Raw genomic sequence first — 20,697 nt, forward strand, 5'->3', positions numbered from 1 at the left:
AAAAGGGGCAAGGGCTGGCGCATTTGCTTTGCGTGTTCCAGTGCCCTACGCCCCCTGATTAAAAGCTCTTCTGTTATTTTCCAGACGTGAAGAGCTAACGTCTATCGCTCATTATTCTGCGACGCTACCGAAAATGATCGCTTGTGGAACATTAACAATTGGCAGATAGCTACACTCTGTAGCCACTTCTGGGAAGCCCCAACGCTGATCAACAATCACATACTGGTGATACAGATCCGCGCCTTTGCCTTGTGTCGCATGGCGAACACCAACACCAGAGTGAAGAACGTAAGCGTTTGATTCTGGAGTCATTACAGGAATACTCACGAAGCCATCAACCCCGATTTTGTCAGTGATGAGGCTATAGCCTGTCACGTCGATCACGGTTACGCCGTTTAGAGTCCAGGTTTCAAAAGCAGGATTTGCGCCTTTCGTGCGGGTGTAGAAGTTATCGCCCTGCTCCAGAGGAAGCGTATACACCATGAAATCTTTCACTGACGGATGATAGCGAAGCGCTACGGCAGCTTTACCAGAAGCCAGGATCACTACACCCTGTTTAGCCTGTGCAAGTGCTGATCCCAGTTTAACATTCTGGATTCGTCCGATCTCGCTTAGTTGCTGGAATACGTTAACGTCTGCGCTAATGTCCATCGTGTAGGTGGTTTTACTGCCACCTGCGAGGAAATCTAAATTGCCCTGTCCGGCGTATTGTGACTGTACACGAAGCCCTAATAGTGCCTCTACAAGGTCAACCTCTACGGTGTTGCTCACCTGTGCATACTGCGCATCGCTGAAATCACTAATTGCGAGGGTAATTTGATCAGCAGTGTCTACGGTTCCACGCGCTTTATACTGCTCAAGGTCACGAGAGGTGACGGAGTTAAGGGAGTTAGTGTATTTAAGCTGATAGAGGGCATTGGTAAATTCTGGGCGTTCTGCACTGTTCCAATCTGACTGTGCATAGGGCATCTTTTCAGGTGCAACGAGATTTTTCACATCTGTGATTTTCTCAAGAGCGATTGAGTTAACATCGTGGTTCTCAATTTTGAATAATCCAAGATTAGTTACAATCTGGTTTAGTTGAGTAGAGAATGTAAACGGGCTGGCAAAGTCGTACATGTTACCAGAAAATAAATCTGAATAAGCCATTCTTATTATTATCCTTAATTAGGTGGTGCGTAGAGCTACGGTGTCGTAGTCTGTGAAAGTAAAGCCAAGAGTCGCTAATTGCGCTTGAGCCAGAGATTTATTCAGGCTTCCAAATTCAACGCCAACCAGGGCTAAAATAGTATGCTCTGGAGAAGCTACAATAAACGCCTTATCACCAGCGCTTGCAGGTTCTACGACAACATACGCAATGTTACCAGGGGTGGCAGCTTTCGCACCTGTAGCGTCTACAAGGTCGCCAACAATAAGATCGGCAGGAATACCGGATTCCACACGGATCAGCTTATCCTGCATAATTGCATCACTTGCGTGAGCGATGATTTTATAACGGGCGTGGCTGTTATTCCCGTTAAGAGTTTCAAATGTTCCAAATTGCATTGGTTATTTTCCTTTTGCTAATAGTTTTAATCGTTCCTCAAGCCCTGATGATGGGTGAGGGGTATTTGATTTTGTGATCGTGGCTGTAGGCCAGAATTTCTCTGTAGCCTGTCGAATCTCTTCGACACTTACGCCTAATACATGCGCCGCCTGTTTCATCATCTTTTCAGTGAGGACAAGTGAAGAGGATTTGTGAGTGATCACGCGGTCATAGTTCATCAGAAACATGAAGAAGTTTCCTTAATCGTAACTTTTTTGTTTATAGGAGATAAAAATAAACCCCAGTGAAGGGGCTTATGGGGGAGGCTGGCAATCTTAGGAGTAAATCCAGCCCAGACTATTAAAAGTGTTTACACATTAGCAATAATAGTCAGTGGAATCTCATTAACTACTCAACCTTTCGGGAAGATCAATAATTAATAAGAGGGGTGCTTACATTACTGTAAGCTACAGGCAAACCATTATTCAAACACCTAATCATGTAGACATGAAACAGTTTCCCATTCATTTAAATAATGTCGTCTGACAACTACACGTTGTTATAAACAAAGTAATAGCTGTAAAGAGCGGAATTGCTCTTCTATAAAATCACTCGTTGTGAATTATTGCTTTCAAAGGGAAGGTGTTCTCCACCGGATACCCTCTATTTATTTAGAAGAGGCAATAAATAAAGCAGTGGAGAATCCTTGCCAGAAACAAACGAAACGTAGCAATAAAGAACACAACCAAAAATCAAGAGGAATGATTTTAGAGAAGAGGGCTATCCCTACAAGGGGAGGAATAGCCATCTATGGGAGAAGTGATTCGAATACTTACCCTATAACTCCATTATGACACAAAAAGCACAATTTGTCAATCAATTTCTAAACATTTATGTTATAGCGCATTCCTCTGCAATGCCAGAGGCTTTGAATTCTTCAATAATTTCATCCACTTGATCTTTAACATCCTGAATACTTGCTACAAGTTCGTTAAGCTCTTCCAGCAATGCTGGATCATCCTGTAGCCCTTCAACCTGCATACAAGCTGTAGAGATGCTCCCTAACTCGCTACAAGCTGTCATCATAAGCGCCACCACCTGCATCAGGCTTTGTGGGGTTTTGTCTTGCTGCATAGTGTTTACGGCTTCCAGGAGTGGGATGTGATGTTCATAGTGGAATTGGTGCAGGACGTCTGTTAGCCATTCAGGGTGATTATTCTGCATCTTGCATACGCTCCTTAATACCTTTGATAGCCTGAATCCCTGCCAGGAATGGCGCGGCCTCTGTAGCCAGCACATCAATGATAAGTGAGATCTCTTCTATTTTATTTTCTTTTTCGAGAGAGAGGGCTTGTTCGAATAGGTATTCTACGTATTCAACTCGTTCTTTAAAATGTGGGTGTTGTGTGATTTCTTCAATCATAGTTGTCATTCTCCGTTAAAAATAAGCCGTCAAGTTCTCTCACTCCGGCTACGGTGTTATTCATTGCGTTGAAATTGAGGTAATGGCATAAAGAGGTAAAGCCCAAAACTTGCCATTTCTTTAAATTTGAATCATCCCAACTATAAACTTTGCGTTTACGTGGTTTGTAATACACTCCGCTCGAGCTTTCGAGAAGATCATTTAACGCGGCCCACTCTTCCACAGAGGGCGGTGTTGAATGTACTTCTTCAACGTGTTCTATTAATTCCCCTGGGATTTCCTCAAGAGATTTAATGTAGAGGCGGGATGATTTGATTCTGTTTACGTTCTCTCGCTCAAGGCGGGTGATAGTATTACGTTCTTTTTTACTCATTGCACCCCGTGTTAATTGTTAGAGGTGATGAAAGAGACATTGTGAGACACATCAAAATCATAATAGTTGCTCTTACGAGTGAGCGTAATAACATTGGCTTGTTGCATCAGAGATAGCCAATACCTAACACCGGATTCACTGTAGCCCAGAGCGCTTGATAATTGTTTAATGCTGGAACGGAATGTTCCATTCTCTCTATGCAATGAGGCGATGTGTAAATAAATTCGTCTGCATACTTCGTTACAGCCAAGTTGAAACTTTGTATCTTCGTTCAGTAGGTATAGATTATTGTTCAATTAGTCCTCCTTAGTTCCAGTTGCGTTTAACAGTGGCAATTCCCACATTCATTAATTCTCTTGTTTGCTTCTGGGTTAGTCCGTTAGCTTTATGCTTCTGTATTTCGGCGCGTGTATTGTCACCCTTCGATGTATCTCGCTTCTTCCTCACTTTACCAAAGTTGAAGCATTCAATCTTTGCACCTGGGAAATAATGCTCTTTGATGTATTCAGCAGTAGCCAGATCCGGAACTACGAACACCAGAGGGTGATCAGTGTCAGCATTACGTACAGATGTACGGCTAATAAACTGGTAGCACCGTTCATAATTCATCGCGGCTCGTTGCTTCTGTTCAAATTCTTCAACATCCCATCCGTTAAGCTCCGCATACTGCCGCCATTTACCCTGGAAATCTCGATCAAGATTGCTGCATCCAAGAAACACAGCATTGTGAATGTGCTGGTAATGGTTCAGACCATAGGAAGCCATTGAAACACGCTCACCACGGGCAGAATTTGAAAGAATTTCATCTCCTATCGTAGTAAACTGACACAAGGCTTTATCCCTGTTAGTGGCAAAGATAAATTCTCCTGGCACACGCTGGATAATTTCCTGTAGATGCTCCTGAAACACTTTCTGCAATGCTGTTAAGGTGCATCTGTTCTCACATACGGCGACCAGAGAGATCGGCACACGCTTGTGCTTACGTCTTTCAATTGGTGGCTGTAGATGTTCACCAGCTTCCTCTACTACGTATTTCGCCAAATTTTCAGCAGTCCAGACAAACAAACTACGAGAAGAGCCAGCACCTAAGAGTGTAAATTGTTCAGCCCATTCTACCGATCTGATTATTGGTGACGCAGTAAATGCAAACAGGTGTTTATTTTCTTCATAAAGAAGTCCAGCACCTTGCATAATCGCCCAGAGTAGGCGCTTTAACTCAGCACCGCTCGCCTGTTTTTCATGCCAGTATTTATAAAATTCATCCCGACAATCTTCACGCAGGAATAACAATCCGTCCCGCTCTTCCAGCCATTCCAGGAATGGGAAGTTTTCTTCCGTCCGATCAGTATGCTGCACTTTGATGTAAGCGCCAAACATTGCATCAGGGATTTCGTCAGTTACCACACTGAAATTTTTCAGGAGGTTTTGTAATTCAGGCTCGAATTCTGCACGATAACAATAATGGATGAAACATTGATGAGTGCAGATAATTACAGAGTGTTCGAAGTCATTCTCCAGAGTTGACACCAGGTGATTCACTGCTTCTGTTTCAGTGTCTACGTGATAACTCTTAACCCGTCTGTCTTTGAGTTCCTCCCTCACCTGTCCACATAATTCATGTGTTGGCATTACCAGGAGATAACGAGGTGGAATTGCTTCGGAATTTGTTAATAAACTTGAATTGATGTAGTGCTGTAATGTGGTGGATTTTCCAGATCCGCAAATTGCATCAACGTAGGTTATTCTTCTTCTTTGGTTCATTAGGTTCCTCTTGTTGTAGGATGTTATTTTTGACAATGGAGTTAACCAGGGCCGGAATACTTACGCCTTTAATTGTGGCGGCTTCGCGGAGTGCCTCGTAAACTTCTGGACTAAAACGAATGTTCATCATTGGTTAATTTCCTTTCGGTGTTGGTCATAACGGGCGAGAGCGTCAACGAACATTTTCATTCGGTCTGTATACTCCCTCGATTTTGCTGCTTGCATGGATGCGTAAATAACGTGGCGTTTCACCTTACCACTCACCAGATCATTAAACACCTGGTCACTGCTGTAATACTTCAATAACTACCTCCTTCGAATTTTGGATGCAAAAAGCCCCAGGCAGTTACCCCGCCCAGGGCTGAAAAGTTTCAGAAGGTTTTCTCCCCTTCATACTTACCATAGTACACTATTTTAATAACGTTTGTCAACCCGTATCACGAAATTATTTTACTGTCAACAGATTTTAATAAATAGGATAAGACGGCAACTCAAGGGAGGGTATCATTTCCGGCTCTTCATGCAAGTGAGCCGATTTTGTAGCTACGCTACATTGCACAATCAACCTGATTACGAGGGTATCAAGTAAGAGGAGGTATCATTTTAAATGATAAGTCCTTTTACATTTATTTTGATACCTTCGGAAAGTGTAGGCGAACAATGAGCCAGCGATCAGCGGGTGAATGTTGCATGAAAAAGTATCTGCACATTAGTGATAATGTCATAAACACCTTGCACCAGATAAACAGACAGCCTAATTAATTAGGGTGGTTGTTAGTTGGTGTTTGATAGAGATCGATGTATGACATTAAGCATGTTTGAGCGTTGTAAGCTCAAGAGAGAGAAAACCAATTAACTAACTTTAAGTTAGTAGGGTTTTAGTTGGTGTTTGTCAGTGAGTGAAGCGAACATGACAAGTTATCTCTACAGGAGAATACCTTCTTAGCAATCTAATCTGGTGCAAAGGTCGCTCTCCTGTATAGCTATCTTCCATGCGCGTGATCAGCGCATACCAAATCTTTATGGAGAATTAACCCTACATCCCTCGTTTCACTCATGATTGCGTGTTAATCGCGAATACTCGCCCCCATAGCGCCGGAAAAATCCCACGCTAAATACATTCTAAATACCCGCTAAACCCCAGGTATAGCAATGCTTAATCTATTCTAAATAACCCGCCTGTAACGCTCTCTGAGCGCCTTTCAATCTATCAAAACACTTTACCCTCAATTATCAACAATCCAGTAATGGCGCGGCCTGTGGCCTCACCTGGCATAGCACAGCCTCATCTTGTGGGCGTAACTATTCCTCCTGATGCTTGAGAATGCTTAACGACTTTTTCAAGAAATGAAACGCCGCTGATTTTTTCATGCCAAAATCCGTCAATTGATTAGCATTCTAATCATTTCATCATAAAACCAGTTTCAAGTGAATAAACTCTGCATACTCCGTGCATACTGGCAGGTTAGCGCCGTCCTCGCCTAACACCATCAAATTTACCAACATAAAATCAATGAGATAGACAATAACCACACACAACCTCTTGTAGTGTGATGTTCTTGTGCTGCCGCTCTTCTTCGTACCAATCTGAGGATTTGGCAACGTGCAAACACATGTTTATAAATGCCAACAATCTGATTTTATTGAAGATATTTTGAAATTATGCAGATTTCGATCTGGGTGTGCCTGATCTTCGCGTTCAGCACTGGACACAATCGCGCCATCAACCACACACAACACAGATCAATTTTTTATCACTTATCTTGCAACTCACTGAAATTGATCATAATGTTTATTTCATCGGTTTAGATGTGTGACCTTGAAGGAGAGTAAATTGAACAGAGCAGTAGTGTTAGACGAACAGCAAGCTAAAGCGATCAGGGAGTGGCTAAACGCTCATAACAAGAGCCTGATAGCTGACGTTTCGTTAATGATGCAAGCCGCCGTACTACGTGTGGGTGATGCCGTCGCTTTGCGCTTCGACGAAGTGATCAACGGAGAGATAGACATAGAAGAACAGAAGACAGGGAAGCGTAAAGCCCTCACCCTTCCGGCTCCAGTGGTGCAGATGATAGCTCGTCGCCGTGCTGAGTATCCGCATGATGTGCATGTGTTCAGGAGCCAACGTAACCGATCAATGAACAAGCAAGCGCCTGTACGACGCGAAGAAGTGAGTAAGCAGATCGCAGAAGCCGCTAAAGCTATCGGGATTCATGGCACTGTCTCAGCACACAGTTTTCGAAAGGCGGGGGGGAATGCGCTTTTCAAGCGCTCTGGAAATAACCTGGCCCTCGCTATGACCGTGCTTAATCACAGCAACATCACCGACACCAGGCGCTATCTGGACTTAGACAAGCAAGCCGTTAGCCGGGTGATCAATGAGATGGACTTATAAGGGGGACACATGAAAAACAGCTTACTGGTGCTGACGCTGGCGCTATTGCCAGCCCTCGCCCACGCTGGGCGCATCACATTAACTTTGACTGACGAACAGAAGACAGACAACGCGAAGATCTGCGTTTATAGTAACGCAAATTATACAGAAACAGTGACGATCAGACCGTCCGAACAGTGCAAGTACACCAAAACATTCGAGGAATAGCGATGAGTAAAAACTACGAGAGCCACCGTAAAGCGATAGTTAGTAAGGGTATCCCGTCAGACCTGTTAAGGCGGATTACGGATTCTGACATTCAGGTGATCAATACATTTTTAACACGAGTGAACAAACTGGAGCTAACGCAGCAGGAGAGAGACTGGATTATCAACACGATCAACACGCAGTAAATGAAGAAGTGGCGAAGGCTGGCAACTTGCCGGAAGACAGCCCCCGCCGTATTCAACAATCCCAACGGAGAGTTAGAGATGCCGAATCAGCACATTATGGCGTTAGCGCTCGCGCTGTGCAACGTAGAACGAGGTCAACCGGTTAAAGTACCAGCAAGCTTCATTTGCTTATGATGTGGCTACAGGCTTTGAGAGGATGATACAAGGGGGCGCAAAGCCCCCTTTTTTGTTAGAGAAACTATCAATCAACAGGATAGGCATCATCAAAACAATCATCACACACCGGATGATCTTGTACATAAGAGGTTGCAGGGTTATCGCAAAATTCACACTGTTCACCTGGTGGTGGCGTAGACTCATCACAAGCTACGCAGTAACCGTCTTCTTCGTTGTACTCAGCCCCGCATTCTTCACACGTAATCATACCCATTTCTAATCTCCCATTGCAGTAGGTTTCAACACCTGAGATCACCCAAGGTTAAAAGGGATTATGGGGTTAATGACGTTGTTTCACAATACGGAATAGGTAAACTCACCGGATACCTTACCAATTAAATAAAGGGAATTAGCGCTGTGTCACCATGTACATAGAGGGGGTGTTTAGGCTCACCTGTTGCATTGATTTTAAAGCATTTAGTGTGAGCGGGTAATAAAGCACGTATTGCAGCAGATCGTTGAAAATGCCGTCCCTCATTGCCCCATGCAGCAACCACTATGCCAGCATTAGCTACCGTTTCAACTATGTAGCGATCATTATCAGCACCAACCGGATCAGCAACTTTCATCATCTCGAAGCGGTTTGTATGTACGAATGCAAAGAGGTTAACAATACGTACTCCCCCCATTCCCCACCCCTGAGCAAACGAGATACAACGCCCAAGCGTAGGATCATCTTGTTCAGCATCAGCATAAGAAGGGTTCAGACCTATAAAGACCACATAGGGCTTTATTTCATCCCAGGTCCTGGTTATTGAATAGCGATACTGCTTACAATCTGAGAACACCGCACTTTTTAACATTTCCATTTGAAAACCTTCGTTTGAGTGGCTCTATTACCCATAACAGGTTTATCAAGTTGCTAAGCGCTAGACTTCCGTTAAAACAAGAAACTTCCGACGGCTTCATGCGTTAGCGACTGCGTACAGCACATCAACCAGCTTTACGGCGTCCACATCATTCCATGTCCAATAAGATGATAATTGATGATGGTTATCGCTATCAGGTTTCCCTAAAACGCCTTGCACTATTGCTTGATGATCCTGGGATGCAGTAACGCGCACACTGTTTGCCATTTGTATGAAGTAGGTAATCCCTTTGAGGCCGTCACGCTCTATCTTTTTCTTATGCGTGTCCACGTTCTGGGATGTGACAGTGATCTGCATAGCTTCTTCGCTCTGATAGTTAAGATTATTCTCAGGTTATCCAGCAAACTTAAAATGTGCAACTAACAGATTTCAGGCAATAGCAGCCATAAGGCCTCGTTGGTGCCAGTCTTAAAACATGGCGTTAGCTGCTCGTGCTAATTTGATTTCCTCTCGCTCTTCCTGTTTCTTAGCAAGCCAGGCTTTCCCTTCCGGCGTTGCCAGGAATTTACGAGCGTGAATCTTACGGTTGTTGCGCTTTGTCGCGGCGCTTTTGGTCATGTTTACCATGCTCTCACCTTGATTTGTTAATTTTCCATGCTGATCAATAGATTGGAGGCTATCGCGGATTGAGGAACAATGACAAATACAAAACCTTTGGGTAATACCCCACCTTTACGTGCCGTGATGGGCACATAAGAAAACGGGGAGCGTAGCGACTTCGTTAGAAGATTCGGCAATGTATCAATAACGTGATTTATCAGGTGATCGTTGTGTTCCGGTGATCGCTACCGTGGCAGAGCCGGATTCTTTCCCGATCCGGTTAGTGTCCCATCATTTACGCCTGTTTATCCATCCATCACAGCTCCACACAAAGCCCAGGGGCTTACGAATGGATCTGTTATGAACTGCCTGATCTTCGCGTTGCTTCACAGCAAGAATGATCAAGTAGCCCCCGCACGAAGGGGATCACGTTACAGCTTCGTTATCATGTTGTGTGGGCCTGGCTGCCCTGTTAGCACGATTCAGTTTTACAAAGCAAGTGATGCTGGTCATGCAAGATTCACATGCTTCTACAGGTTGGACGCTTCGCACACCTGCCCATGCAATGTATACTGATAACCGCCCATACATCACACAGGCGTTTAGACGTGTTAAGGCAAAATCAAAAGTGGCGGGGAAAATCACGTAAGCCTTTGATTTTGTTAGAATGGTGCCGATAATAGGAGTCGAACCTACGACCTTCGCATTACGAATGCGCTGCTCTACCAACTGAGCTATATCGGCCCTGATAAGGACATGCCCACGAATGTGAACACGGGGTAGAAGGTTAAAACTAACCGGGCGATGCGTCAATGGCCTTGCGAATCAAACGCCTAATTTTGCATCATCCGGTTTCAATAACGCACGAATCGTGTCGTCACAGGTGTCCTGGTACGCGGCAAGGGTATTCTATAACCAGCGGCGAACACGCTGCTCATAGCGTATCCATTCCGGCCCGAAATGTTTTCGCAGTTGTTCCTCTTCAAAGTCAATATGTAATCTGGCAACCACCAGTATAAACAGCGGTGCAGCCAATATTCCAATCAGGCTACCAACGTAGAGAGAAAAAGCTAACTGGAGTCCACTCATTCCAAGATAGATTGGATTGCGGCTCCAGGCATAACATCCGCCAGTAACAAGCGTGGTCGATTTCTCTGCATGCAGTGGGTTTAGCGTCGTACGTTTCTTCCGCATCTGCCACGCGGTATGCAGTATCATCGCCAGACTGACGCTAGCCAACAATGCACTTATTACGATAGTCACCGCGCCAAATGTGAAACGCGGGCTCGCCGTAAACGCATCCGCGATGAGGAATAATAATAGGATGAGTGGTGGTGGAAGCCAGACTCTTAATTTTTGCAGGAAATGACGCATGGCTATGGACTAACCTCGGAAGCGGTTTGATTAACGCTGATATCACTATAAATACCCCGTTTAAGATACATAAACAAACGGTGCACACCTCACTATAGGACTTTTTACTTAACCAGGCAGACAGGCAGCGATGCAAAGACGCCCATACCAGAGGCGTCTGCCCCTGGTGTTCAGGAAAAAATCATGCTGCAGGCCATGTCAGCTCAGAGCACATACTCGTTTAAAGGTTTACCCTTCAAATGTAAAAACCGTGTCAAAAATGAATTACGTAGATAAAGGTGAATCCGACGCTGATTCAAACAAATCTACAGACTGCTGGTAATACCGGATAAAATCATTAAATGTCACTGGCGGTAGAAACTGATACCCTTGCAGATAGTCAACATTATTTTTTCCCAGCCATTGTTGCTGATAGTCATTTTCAACGCCCTCAGCCACCGTACGTAACCCCATAAGTCCTGAAAGGTGAGTAATTGACTCGAGCATAGGGATATATTGATCAGCCTCTTTAATTTCCTTAATGAAGCTTTTATCAATTTTGATTACATCCAGGTCTAACTCATTGAGATAGCAGAGATTAGCGTATCCAGTACCAAAATCATCCAAAGCGAACAAAACACCTTTATTTCGTAACGAACGAATAAGCTCTTTGATTGCAGGCGTGATCGTGAACGTCTGGTTCTCTGTTATCTCTATCATCAATTTTATCGGCAGACCTTGCGTTATCTCCATAAAATTAAGGCATTCCCAATAGAATACGGGATTATTTAAACCTGACGGACTGACATTAAAAGAAACGAACAGAGTTTTATTAATGCTTGCGCCTCCAGAGACCAGATTGCGCGCAACAGCGGTCATTAAATAGCTAGTTAACTCATTGATTAAGCCACTTTTTTCAGCCAATGGAATAAACTCTCGCTGAGAAATAGCATAGTTATGTCCCTGTGGCCAACGAGCCAAGACCTCAACACCACAAACATCGCCCCTGATATTCACGATGGGCTGAAAATAAGGAATGATCTCCTCATTCCTTATTGCCATACTCAGTCTACTAGTATCCGAAACATCATATGCGTCAGTGTAAACTGCATCCCTATTCACATTATTATTGATTATAGAGCTTTCATTTAATAAATTATTTCGGGTTAAAAAGATAACAGTTTCATTAAAATTGGAAAAGCCGAGGCGAGCAGTAATTTTATCCCGATATCGATACACTGACTTAATTGTTAGCGAATTAGCAATACAGAAATCATGCAGTTTTTCTTTTGTGAATGATGAATACAGCATTTCTTCTTCAAATTCAGTCAAGTTAAAAGTAAACATCGGTGAATCTTTATTGACCTCCACAACTTTGTTAGGTGCCAATAGACTCTCTTTTAATTGAGCGATCAACTGCTCCGACAATTCCCCCCCATTGATAAAGGAATAGTCTTCATATCCCCGATTAACAGGCAGGGTTTCGCACATCCGCAGAACAATACAGTGTATGTTGATGAACTGTGTACTGTTTCTCTGAAGCCATTTTTTGACCAATAATAATGGCAACCGGTTATCGATCACCAGCAAGCAGGACGGATATTGCGACATAACTGACTGCGTGCCAGAAATAAATGTCCGTGCATCGATCAATACCAGATTTGGTAACCATGCTTTTATTCCTGAAAAAAGGAAAGTATCATAACTGAGCAGAAAAATTTTTTCGTATTCATAGTTATCACCAACTTAAATTTATGGCATAGCAGGTCCCTCGCTCTATTCACGAGAGAATATACAACACCTTCGACCTCCAATAATCATAAGGCGATTCGTGATATAACTTTATCCATAAGCCATATCACGTAAATTCAGAATTTATAATCACAGTTATCCATATGAGTATTCTCATCACACCGTAAGTTCCATTTAAAAATTGAAAAAGAAAAAACTCCATTTCTTAATCAGTACAAATCCCTTTACTCACTTTCACTTCATTACAAAACAAAAAGCTATAAATACAAAATTTACAAAACATATAACTACAATGGCCAACAGAATAACATATTACCGTAGTTTATGCTGACCGACAAACTAAGAGAGGATGTCGTAGATCTTGTATTCATAAACATTTCCGGCAATATGCACGACATATTGTTTCATCGACTCTAAATTTATTGCTACATTTTCTATAGCGAGTGACAGTATAGGTTCAATATATAATCAGGGCATATTGGTTCAGACCCACCCCCCTAATGATTAAGTTTTAAGCAACCCTGACCAACGGGTAGGTATTTCTGCAACGCTACGATAAATTTCCGGTTTTTTGTTTTCAACTCACTACTATGCCAGGTCTCCCCCGGTAACACATAACGCATGGTGGCTTCATCATCAGTTGAGTGACACCCCTGGTGTACGATAATTTTGAAAAAAGTATTCCCTGTGTTTTTCAACGTCCCGTTTATCTCATCAATGGTGTAGGCCAGGTTCATTTTCCTCGGACGAACGACCAATATGGTATCCATAGCGATCACCGGGAGAGCCTGTCCGCCTTTCCCTTGATTACGCTCGGTAAACAGCGTTATCGGCATTTCACGAAACAGTATTCGGTAATAGCGTTCTTTATCATCCTGCGGGCCACGATAGAAAATCTTAAAAAACTCACTTGCCTGCGGTGCCAGTGAAAAACGGAGCGGAGTAAACAAAAGTTCGCCTTCGGCAATAGCACTTCTGTTTTCACCTCCCGGTCCCGGTTTATCTATTTTAACTGCGCTAATACTGTACACGTTCTGTTTCTGGCTATCGTTATAGATTCGTTTACTGATAAATGATTTATCCGATGGCATCTCATAAATAGTCGACTCCAGGTAGACGGCCTGTGCGGAGAACACCGCCAGCCCGGAAAGCAAGGCCAATATCCATCTTAGCGCCAAACGACAGTGGCTCATGGCGTCACTCCCACCCAGTTCGCCGTCACTTTTATCTCTCCGCTGGCACTGACAACACCTTCCCAATCCGCACCGGAAACGGTCAACATCGAACGCGAATCATTCATTGGGAAAAGCAATTTTAAATCAGTCGCAAAGTAGCTTCCATCATCTGTATTATTTGCGTCCCAGGGCGTCTGTTGCCATTGCGCATCTCTCATGCTGATTGCCGCTTCACTACAACTATTTCGTTTCTGTACCACGCCACCCGACTGACTGTTGTACTGAAGGAAGGCGGGAATGGGGACAGATAACCCACCTTGCGTAGAGGTGAACAGGCAATAAGGCACATTGTTTATCGTCGTACTTTCCCCAATAACTTGTGCGGTAATGCTATCAGCCTGACGAGGCCCCGAGACCGTCACGGTGTAATCCATCTCAATCGGAGCGGTCTCGCCAATTGTGCCGCTGCCGCTTGCCGAGGTGCTGTTATCCGATGAGATAATACTGATCCCATATTCCTTTGGAACAATATTGAGCTGTAGCGAAGGAGTAAACTGGTAATACCCCGACTCTGGCGTCACGCTATTTGTAAAAGCAAATGTAAATGGTTGGCTGTTTGTGATACTGACGCCACGATCCACCATATTTTTCAGGAATGTTTTCGACAGAAAAACATAGACATACTCACCACTATTACTAAAAACATTATAATAAACCGACGTCGAGCTAAAGTTAGTCCAGGTTTGACCATCACCAGAATATTTTATTGTGGCAGCCGCAGGCGTAAAACCGAGCAAACCGCTATCCGCGTACATACGAATACGTAGTGAAGCCGTCAGATTGCTGGTTTGATTTAAATTATATGAAATCATCTTACAGATAACGCCATCTTCACGACTGACCACACCCAGCTCACAATAACCACTGTCTTTAGTGATGCTCGGGGTGCCATCACTGGCAACCCATAACTCCTGAAATGCATTGGTAGAAACCAAAGATAAATGACCTATTTTATTTAATGTATAAGGTCTGATATACCAATTACCGCTGCTCTGGTCTTTACAACGTTGCCCAGCCGCATAATCATAGTCAATCGTGGTTCGACAAAAATTAAGGTTATATGTCTCTGCGCTTCCGACCGACATATTGCGGAAGTATTCATACGCCGAGTCTGTCAGCGATGCAAAACCATAGTATCCACCGGCGATTCCGGATCCGGTTGCTTTGGTGTGATAAAAACCAAATTGATCGGTTAGCTCGGCAGCAATATAGCCAGATGCAGGGCAATTAGCACCAGTGGTGCAACGAATACCCCGGAATGGTTCACTGATTGGCGAATTATCAATCCACATATCTTTATAATATGAGGTATTGGCTACCCAACCAACGATACCCATATATCCCAGGCTATCCTGGTCGTTTCCATATTTTACCCAGGTGTTCGACCCACTAATGCGAGGATCGAGAGAGGACGGGGTAATAAAGTATTCGTTATCAACATTGTTTTCTATAAACAAATAGTTGTTGTTGACCGCCGCCTGAGTGGAAGCCGAGAGCGCCCAGGCGGATGGAGATAACGCGGCAAAGACACAGCCGAGAATAAGGGAAAGAGATTTATTCATTATTAATACCTTATCGTTGTGCCATCGTGGTTTGCGTTGCACATTTCACATCGCCAACCCACGCCGCGCCGCGTGCTTTTTCCAGATCCAGATCGGCTTCACATACCCTGCCACTGGCAGAAATTAACGTAATAACCGGATACTTTTTATCAATATCGATAGCAAACTCACCTTTTGCATCCGTACGTGTTTTACCGATGTGGTTATGAATATCGGTATTTGCAGCCAACTGTCCATCGGGATAACGAATGCGACCGAATACGGTGACCATGCTTTTCACTTCAGGGTTGATAACGCCAACGTTGCCCGGATAAAGCGTCAGTTCCTGTTTTCGCCCTGAAACAATATCGAAGCTGTCTTCAGAATTTTTATCATTAAGGATCTCCAGCTTGTACTGAGCATAAGGCGGCAACGCAATAAAATTTGATTTACCGCTAAGAAGATAATTGCGGTTATTAATCTTCGCAGCCAGTTTCCCCTCGCCGGTCAAATCTGTTTTTACGATAACGCCAGAACGCTGTCTCTCTTTACTCAGACCAAAGTCTTTACCTGCCCATGCCAGAGAACCCTGGGAAGAGAAGTTCATATTGGTGGAGTTGTCAGCAGAACGCGTTACCGATACGGTGCCAGCGTTATATTTCGTGTCATAACTTAGATTGCCGTTTACCGAATAATTATTGTCGTAATACTGTTCACCACTCAGACGCGTTGATGCCGATAATCCGACCGATTTAATCGGCCCTTCAGCATACTGTTTTCGTGCACTGAGATTACCCTGGGTGCTGCCATAGCGATCTCGGGAGACGCCCATGCTCAACCAGGTCGCCAACGGCAACGATAAGTCCAGGCTGACATAACGTTCCTGTCGCCCATCGTCATTTCGGTTGTTGTAGTAATAACGCTGAATTCCTGCACGTAACCCAATCGTGGCATACCTTCCCGAATAGAGAGTCGTGTTGTAATCAAGATTACGGTATTTATTGCCTGAGTAACGATTCTCCGTCTGACTAACAGTGAGTGAACCACCATGAGGAATAAACTTTCCGAGGTTAAGAGTTCCGCCAATGGAATAGTTATCACGCTCCTGCATAGGCAAGCGATCGCCAATTTTACTGTCTTCACGAGATGCCCAAAGGGAACCATATCCCTCAGGGACATTGAGATTAATGTTACTGATGTTTCGCCATGATGAATCGTTCGCTACCAACATCTGATTGCCAATACTGACGTATTCATTCACATTCAGCGTGACATCCGTTTCATTAACAGCATTGTTGTCAAAACCGTAGAGCGTGGACTTCAGGCCCAGCCCCGACAATATCGCCAGCGTCACCGATGCGGCCCCCCCGGCAATCCAGGTCTGCTCACTACCCAAATCCTGATAGTGGTTACGCTTATAGCTCACCCGATCATAATCCAGCGAACCACCAAAAAACTGCCATGAGAGCTGATGAACTCCGGCAGCTTGTTGGCGATCAAAGATCTTATTAACCCGGCTGACACGACTATTAATTGTCCGCCCATTGACCACGATATCTACCGTGACGTCGTAAACACCATACGGAAAGCGACTGGTATCAATTTCATAGCTGCCCATATTAAAGTTCTGCACGCTGAGCAAACGTCCATCGCGGAAGACATGAACCTCACCAGCGGCTGGCAAAAATACGGTAATCGGCGTGAGTGAAAGCGCGGTATTCTCAACAACCGTACTTCCTTTGTTCCCGTAGCTCACACCGTAAATTTTCCCACCATTCAGCGCATTCAGGCTGGCAATAGACTGGACATTCCATGTATCAAGCATCCCCAGCGCCAGTCGATACCCTTCATAATCGCGCTCATACATCGCACGATAAAGTTTACTGGTACCATTGCTGTCACCGATACCGTAAAACGAACCGTTAACATTAATGTGGTGCTCCCGCAGCGATGTTGTATTGTCCATCGTCAGATAGCTGCGGGTACTGCTGCCATTTCGGTAATCGTTATAGTAGGTACCAAAGTTGTAGTTCAGGACGTTAGACAGAGTTTCAACGCTGGAAGGTCCAAGCAAGCTACTGCGCGCGACAATCGCTTCAGTTAACGCATCTTTGCTGACAATCATCTCCAGGTGAAATGATGAGACATTAAGTTGCAGTCGAGCATCATCTGACAGTTCAATATTCGTATTATCGTGAAACTTTACATCACGGATTTTTTCCACTAACGCGCGGGTTTTCTCGGATAACACAGCATTATTGGGCAATTCAGCAAGAGTCAGTGCTTTAACTGTAATATTGCCATCAACAAGCGAAATCACCGCATCGGCAATTTTTTGCTGACTTTTCTCATCAGTCTCGTTGTAACGGATATAAACCGGCACCGTCATTCCCTGCTCCAGTGAACGAGCGAAAGCGCTGGGAATAACGTAATTACCCACTTTTACTGGGGCTGCATGTGAAGTTCCTGGTGTCAGCGCAAGAAAAAGACAAATGCTACCGCCAACAATATATGTTGTTGTCATATGCATCCTTACAATCCGGTATTTTTATTTTTCCCGTACAGATGGCTGCTATTGACCATCACTTCACTGTAATAAACTGCTTACCGTGCCAGATCCCAATGCGTGAGCGGCTATTACTAATGTCGGTGAACTGCAGTTTTATTTTTGTACCTGGCATAATGTAATAACGTTCACGACAGCCCCGCCCCTGATCGCGAGCATTATCTTTGCAAGCCCCATAGGCGATTACTCGAAATGAAACATTGCCAGTATTGCTAATAACATCACCATTACGATTATATTCAAAACGCTCTTTTCGCGGCGCAACAACCAAAATCGTTCCAATTTCTGCTGACGCTGTCGCAACAGCGAATTTATTGGCCCGGGTTTCCGCGCTCTCGGTGACCGGCTCATCTATCCATTGCAGACGATAATAACGCTCGACATCATCAGCTGGCCCTTTATAAAAGAAGCGAAAAACATCCTTTGCCTGACCAGGCAGAATTAGATTGGCAGGCGTAGAGAGTAATCCCCCGGAATTAACGGGTTTTATTTCGACTCCGCCCGCTAAGGGTGATGACAGTTGTTTTACCGATACGCTGACATAACGAGCCGAATCTGTCGTATTAGTGATTTCTTTCGATAATGAACTCTCAGTAGAAGTCATTATCGACGTGATATCACCGACGTTAATTGCCCAGCTGGAAAAAGATATTACCAACCCTACCAACATTGCTGCCGGTAAATATTTATTCATGACACCATTCCTGATAAGTTCGGGAGAAGTTCTCCTCCCGAACTTTTATTTCTTAGGCGGACGGAGTCGTCCAGGTTGCATTGAACTGTACTTTTACATCCCCAGTCCAATAGCCGTCTGGCAGTGCAGAGTAATCCGTTACCGGAGTGCTACCATCAGAAGTCGCAGACGCAATGGTGAATTTGAAGTTGGATTGATCGCTGACGCGGTCAGCACCGTTGTAAGCGCCATCAGCCATCAGGCTTTCAAGACCAGAAGTCGAGCTGGAATTTACCAGGACAGTATCTGATGAATTAGTCAACGCGGTGCCATTCCATGCCACCCCTACGTTCAGGGTAGACGCATCGCCACTGGCGTTGGTCAGAGTATTGCTAATAATCTGAGCGGTCAGTTCAAAATCAGTTGCCGTTTCCTGGCCCTGAATAGTCACATCAAACGCGCCATCCTGGGAGTTGAAGCCATTCAGACCTTCCGCATACTGGAAAGTCAAAGAGTTTAGCGGAGTGACGACCAACATGCTGGTGGTATCTTTTGTTGCCGTCGCGTCCCACGAGGCCGTTGCAGAAGCAGTGACATCTGCCATTGCATTTGCCGCAACAAATACAGACGCTAGAGAGGTCACTAATAATAATTTTTTCATTTTTATCTTCTCCTAAGAACAAACTCACCACCGAGTCTTATTATTAAGTCACTCCAGCGGTTCCATTAATTGCGAGCCATAATTGCCGCGCCCAAAAATTATCATTTGAATTAAGTAACATCTCAACAAACCCTGAAACGCAAAAATTACAAAAAGACTAAGAATTTTCCCACTAAAACGATAATATAAGAAGTTTCCTAAGTTTAATTTACTTAAATAACACCATGACTCAGAACTATCACCCAAATAAATAAGACAAATCAAACAATTCATCTTTTTTATGTTTTTGATAAATATCAAAAAGATCATACAAATACCACGAGAGCAAAACCCTTACAAAACATAAAGATAATTAACACCTCCATAGTTTCTCTATAATGCTTATTATTTGTTGCAATTATGCTAAATTTTTAACGCCGCAAGAAAATTCTCATGATATATCCATTTGCGAGGGAATATTCTTATAAAAAAATCATTCACCTACAGAAACCACATTCTAATTGATAATTATTTGACAAAATTAAAACCAGGAATTTTCCATATAAAATGAATATTCCTGGCTTATCAGGAGAGATAATGATTATCGTTAAATAGAAAATTAGATAAAACGTTTTAAACCAAGATAACTATTAATAGTTACGGTACGTACCCTATGTAAGGTAATCAAATTCTGCTGTTCAAGTGATTTTAATGAGCGGCTAACGGTTTCAATTTTAAGATCGAGATAACTGGCAATTTCCTCCCGAGAAAATGGCAAGCGAAGCGTCGTTTCTGGCCTGCCGATGCGCAAATGCATCTCGTAAAATTCCACCAGGAAAGCCGCGATCCTGGCCTCAGCATGTTTATTCGCATAGCGCCGCAGTTTTTCAACAATGAATCCATTGTCCCTGCAGAGAAACTTTATGACTGCAGCAGCAACCGAAGGCTCCTTCTCTGCTACCTTGAACAACCGCGCAATATCAATGTGGCAAACCTCTGCAGCCGTTGCGGCCTGGATAGTTGTCAGATACTTCCCTCCTTCGACAGCATCCAGCGCCATGATATCTCCCGGAACATAAAAGCGGCTGATATAAACGTTATCGCCACATTCCACGCTGGACTTGCAGTACCCCTCATGGATAACAAAAAGCATCTCCGCGGTTTCATCCTGCCGAGCGAGTATCTCCCCAGCTTTAAACCGCCTTCTTTTGTCTATTAATTTGTATTGATTATCACGGTCAATCGCCGCTCCCTTTGGGCACAGCGAACAATGACGGGGAGGAAACGGGTTGCCAAGCGGCACAACAGGAATGCTAAGTTTGTGAATATCCGATTTCACGCAACAACTCCTCATAAAAATGAGATTGATTCTAATAGATCGGGCCATGGGAACAATACGTGAAACGAAGACCAGGAAAATTCATGCAGGAAGGGAAAATTCTG

The 20,697-nt window shown here is 44.0% G+C and carries 23 protein-coding genes and 1 tRNA gene; 3 read left to right on the forward strand and 21 right to left on the reverse strand.

The genetic code is table 11. The annotated features are described in order from the left end of the window. Positions 1-111: 111 nt before the first annotated feature. The 8 genes from C2U43_RS20670 to C2U43_RS29440 form a co-directional block, all read right to left on the reverse strand. Positions 112-1,149 carry a major capsid protein gene (locus tag C2U43_RS20670; RefSeq protein ID WP_103285721.1) on the reverse strand — a complete coding sequence of 346 codons (1,038 nt, stop codon included), beginning with the start codon at positions 1,147-1,149 and terminating at the stop codon, positions 112-114. An 18-nt stretch (positions 1,150-1,167) separates the two neighbouring features. Then, positions 1,168-1,545 carry a hypothetical protein gene (locus C2U43_RS20675; RefSeq protein WP_057173257.1) on the reverse strand — a complete coding sequence of 126 codons (378 nt, stop codon included), beginning with the start codon at positions 1,543-1,545 and terminating at the stop codon, positions 1,168-1,170. Positions 1,546-1,548: 3 nt separating this feature from the next. After that, entirely contained in the window at positions 1,549-1,773 is a 225-nt protein-coding gene (locus tag C2U43_RS20680) for a hypothetical protein (protein WP_045890506.1), read from the reverse strand. Between the two features lie 643 nt (positions 1,774-2,416). Further along, entirely contained in the window at positions 2,417-2,749 is a 333-nt protein-coding gene (locus C2U43_RS20685) for a hypothetical protein (protein ID WP_102004720.1), read from the reverse strand. Next, positions 2,739-2,948, reverse strand: a complete 210-nt coding sequence (locus C2U43_RS20690; protein WP_046883285.1) for a hypothetical protein — start codon at positions 2,946-2,948, stop codon at positions 2,739-2,741. Before C2U43_RS20690 ends, C2U43_RS20685 begins: the two co-directional genes overlap by 11 nt. Next, positions 2,941-3,321, reverse strand: coding sequence for a hypothetical protein (locus C2U43_RS20695; protein WP_101827211.1), 381 nt, complete (start codon positions 3,319-3,321; stop codon positions 2,941-2,943). Before C2U43_RS20695 ends, C2U43_RS20690 begins: the two co-directional genes overlap by 8 nt. A gap of 306 nt (positions 3,322-3,627) precedes the next feature. Beyond that, positions 3,628-5,082, reverse strand: a complete 1,455-nt coding sequence (locus C2U43_RS20705; protein WP_158654557.1) for a DEAD/DEAH box helicase — start codon at positions 5,080-5,082, stop codon at positions 3,628-3,630. After that, entirely contained in the window at positions 5,051-5,212 is a 162-nt protein-coding gene (locus tag C2U43_RS29440; protein ID WP_158240159.1) for a hypothetical protein, read from the reverse strand. The genes C2U43_RS20705 and C2U43_RS29440 overlap by 32 nt, the downstream gene beginning before the upstream one ends. A gap of 1,704 nt (positions 5,213-6,916) precedes the next feature. Between C2U43_RS29440 and C2U43_RS20710 the strand changes: the two genes are divergently transcribed. From C2U43_RS20710 to C2U43_RS20720, 3 genes are read left to right on the forward strand one after another with little or no spacing between them, the layout of a single operon-like run. Next, entirely contained in the window at positions 6,917-7,477 is a 561-nt protein-coding gene (locus C2U43_RS20710; RefSeq protein WP_158654559.1) for a tyrosine-type recombinase/integrase, read from the forward strand. A 9-nt stretch (positions 7,478-7,486) separates the two neighbouring features. Beyond that, entirely contained in the window at positions 7,487-7,684 is a 198-nt protein-coding gene (locus tag C2U43_RS20715; RefSeq protein ID WP_103285724.1) for a hypothetical protein, read from the forward strand. Positions 7,685-7,686: 2 nt separating this feature from the next. After that, positions 7,687-7,869, forward strand: coding sequence for a hypothetical protein (locus C2U43_RS20720; protein ID WP_103285725.1), 183 nt, complete (start codon positions 7,687-7,689; stop codon positions 7,867-7,869). A 241-nt stretch (positions 7,870-8,110) separates the two neighbouring features. Here the strand turns inward: C2U43_RS20720 and C2U43_RS29445 are convergent, their stop codons facing one another. The 13 genes from C2U43_RS29445 to C2U43_RS20785 all read right to left on the reverse strand — a co-directional run bounded on the left by C2U43_RS29445 (position 8,111) and on the right by C2U43_RS20785 (position 20,593). Further along, the gene (locus tag C2U43_RS29445) at positions 8,111-8,299 is read right to left on the reverse strand and encodes a hypothetical protein (protein ID WP_139134468.1); all 189 of its coding nucleotides are present in this window, start codon (positions 8,297-8,299) and stop codon (positions 8,111-8,113) included. Positions 8,300-8,420: 121 nt separating this feature from the next. Further along, positions 8,421-8,894, reverse strand: coding sequence for a DUF1643 domain-containing protein (locus tag C2U43_RS20735; RefSeq protein WP_103285726.1), 474 nt, complete (start codon positions 8,892-8,894; stop codon positions 8,421-8,423). Between the two features lie 96 nt (positions 8,895-8,990). Further along, positions 8,991-9,251 (reverse strand): hypothetical protein, encoded by a 261-nt coding sequence (locus tag C2U43_RS20740; RefSeq protein WP_023300783.1) that lies wholly within the window; start codon positions 9,249-9,251, stop codon positions 8,991-8,993. 111 nt (positions 9,252-9,362) lie between these two features. Further along, positions 9,363-9,521 carry a hypothetical protein gene (locus C2U43_RS29450; RefSeq protein WP_158654561.1) on the reverse strand — a complete coding sequence of 53 codons (159 nt, stop codon included), beginning with the start codon at positions 9,519-9,521 and terminating at the stop codon, positions 9,363-9,365. 641 nt (positions 9,522-10,162) lie between these two features. Then, positions 10,163-10,238: transfer RNA gene (locus C2U43_RS20745), tRNA-Thr, on the reverse strand. A 165-nt stretch (positions 10,239-10,403) separates the two neighbouring features. Next, positions 10,404-10,757 (reverse strand): methyltransferase family protein, encoded by a 354-nt coding sequence (locus tag C2U43_RS20750; protein ID WP_233899551.1) that lies wholly within the window; start codon positions 10,755-10,757, stop codon positions 10,404-10,406. A gap of 375 nt (positions 10,758-11,132) precedes the next feature. Beyond that, positions 11,133-12,458, reverse strand: a complete 1,326-nt coding sequence (locus C2U43_RS20755) for an EAL domain-containing protein (protein WP_233899552.1) — start codon at positions 12,456-12,458, stop codon at positions 11,133-11,135. A 638-nt stretch (positions 12,459-13,096) separates the two neighbouring features. Further along, positions 13,097-13,792, reverse strand: coding sequence for a fimbria/pilus periplasmic chaperone (locus C2U43_RS20760; protein WP_048226424.1), 696 nt, complete (start codon positions 13,790-13,792; stop codon positions 13,097-13,099). After that, a complete protein-coding gene (locus C2U43_RS20765) occupies positions 13,789-15,396 on the reverse strand; it encodes a fimbrial protein (protein ID WP_103285729.1) in 1,608 nt (535 codons plus the stop codon). The genes C2U43_RS20760 and C2U43_RS20765 overlap by 4 nt, the downstream gene beginning before the upstream one ends. A gap of 10 nt (positions 15,397-15,406) precedes the next feature. Then, complete coding sequence (locus C2U43_RS20770; protein WP_103285730.1) at positions 15,407-17,899, reverse strand: CS1-pili formation C-terminal domain-containing protein; 2,493 nt, start codon at positions 17,897-17,899, stop codon at positions 15,407-15,409. Between the two features lie 58 nt (positions 17,900-17,957). Next, positions 17,958-18,635: a hypothetical protein gene (locus C2U43_RS20775; protein ID WP_103285731.1), complete on the reverse strand. Its 678-nt coding sequence runs from the start codon at positions 18,633-18,635 to the stop codon at positions 17,958-17,960. Positions 18,636-18,687: 52 nt separating this feature from the next. After that, positions 18,688-19,275 carry a common pilus major fimbrillin subunit EcpA gene (gene ecpA, locus C2U43_RS20780; RefSeq protein WP_003830835.1) on the reverse strand — a complete coding sequence of 196 codons (588 nt, stop codon included), beginning with the start codon at positions 19,273-19,275 and terminating at the stop codon, positions 18,688-18,690. 598 nt (positions 19,276-19,873) lie between these two features. Beyond that, on the reverse strand, positions 19,874-20,593 hold the full coding sequence (locus tag C2U43_RS20785; protein WP_048236043.1) for a Crp/Fnr family transcriptional regulator: 720 nt from the start codon (positions 20,591-20,593) through the stop codon (positions 19,874-19,876). Between the last annotated feature and the right edge of the window lie 104 nt (positions 20,594-20,697).

Origin of the sequence: Citrobacter freundii complex sp. CFNIH9, assembly GCF_002903305.1 — a bacterium.
GTDB lineage: Bacteria > Pseudomonadota > Gammaproteobacteria > Enterobacterales > Enterobacteriaceae > Citrobacter > Citrobacter portucalensis.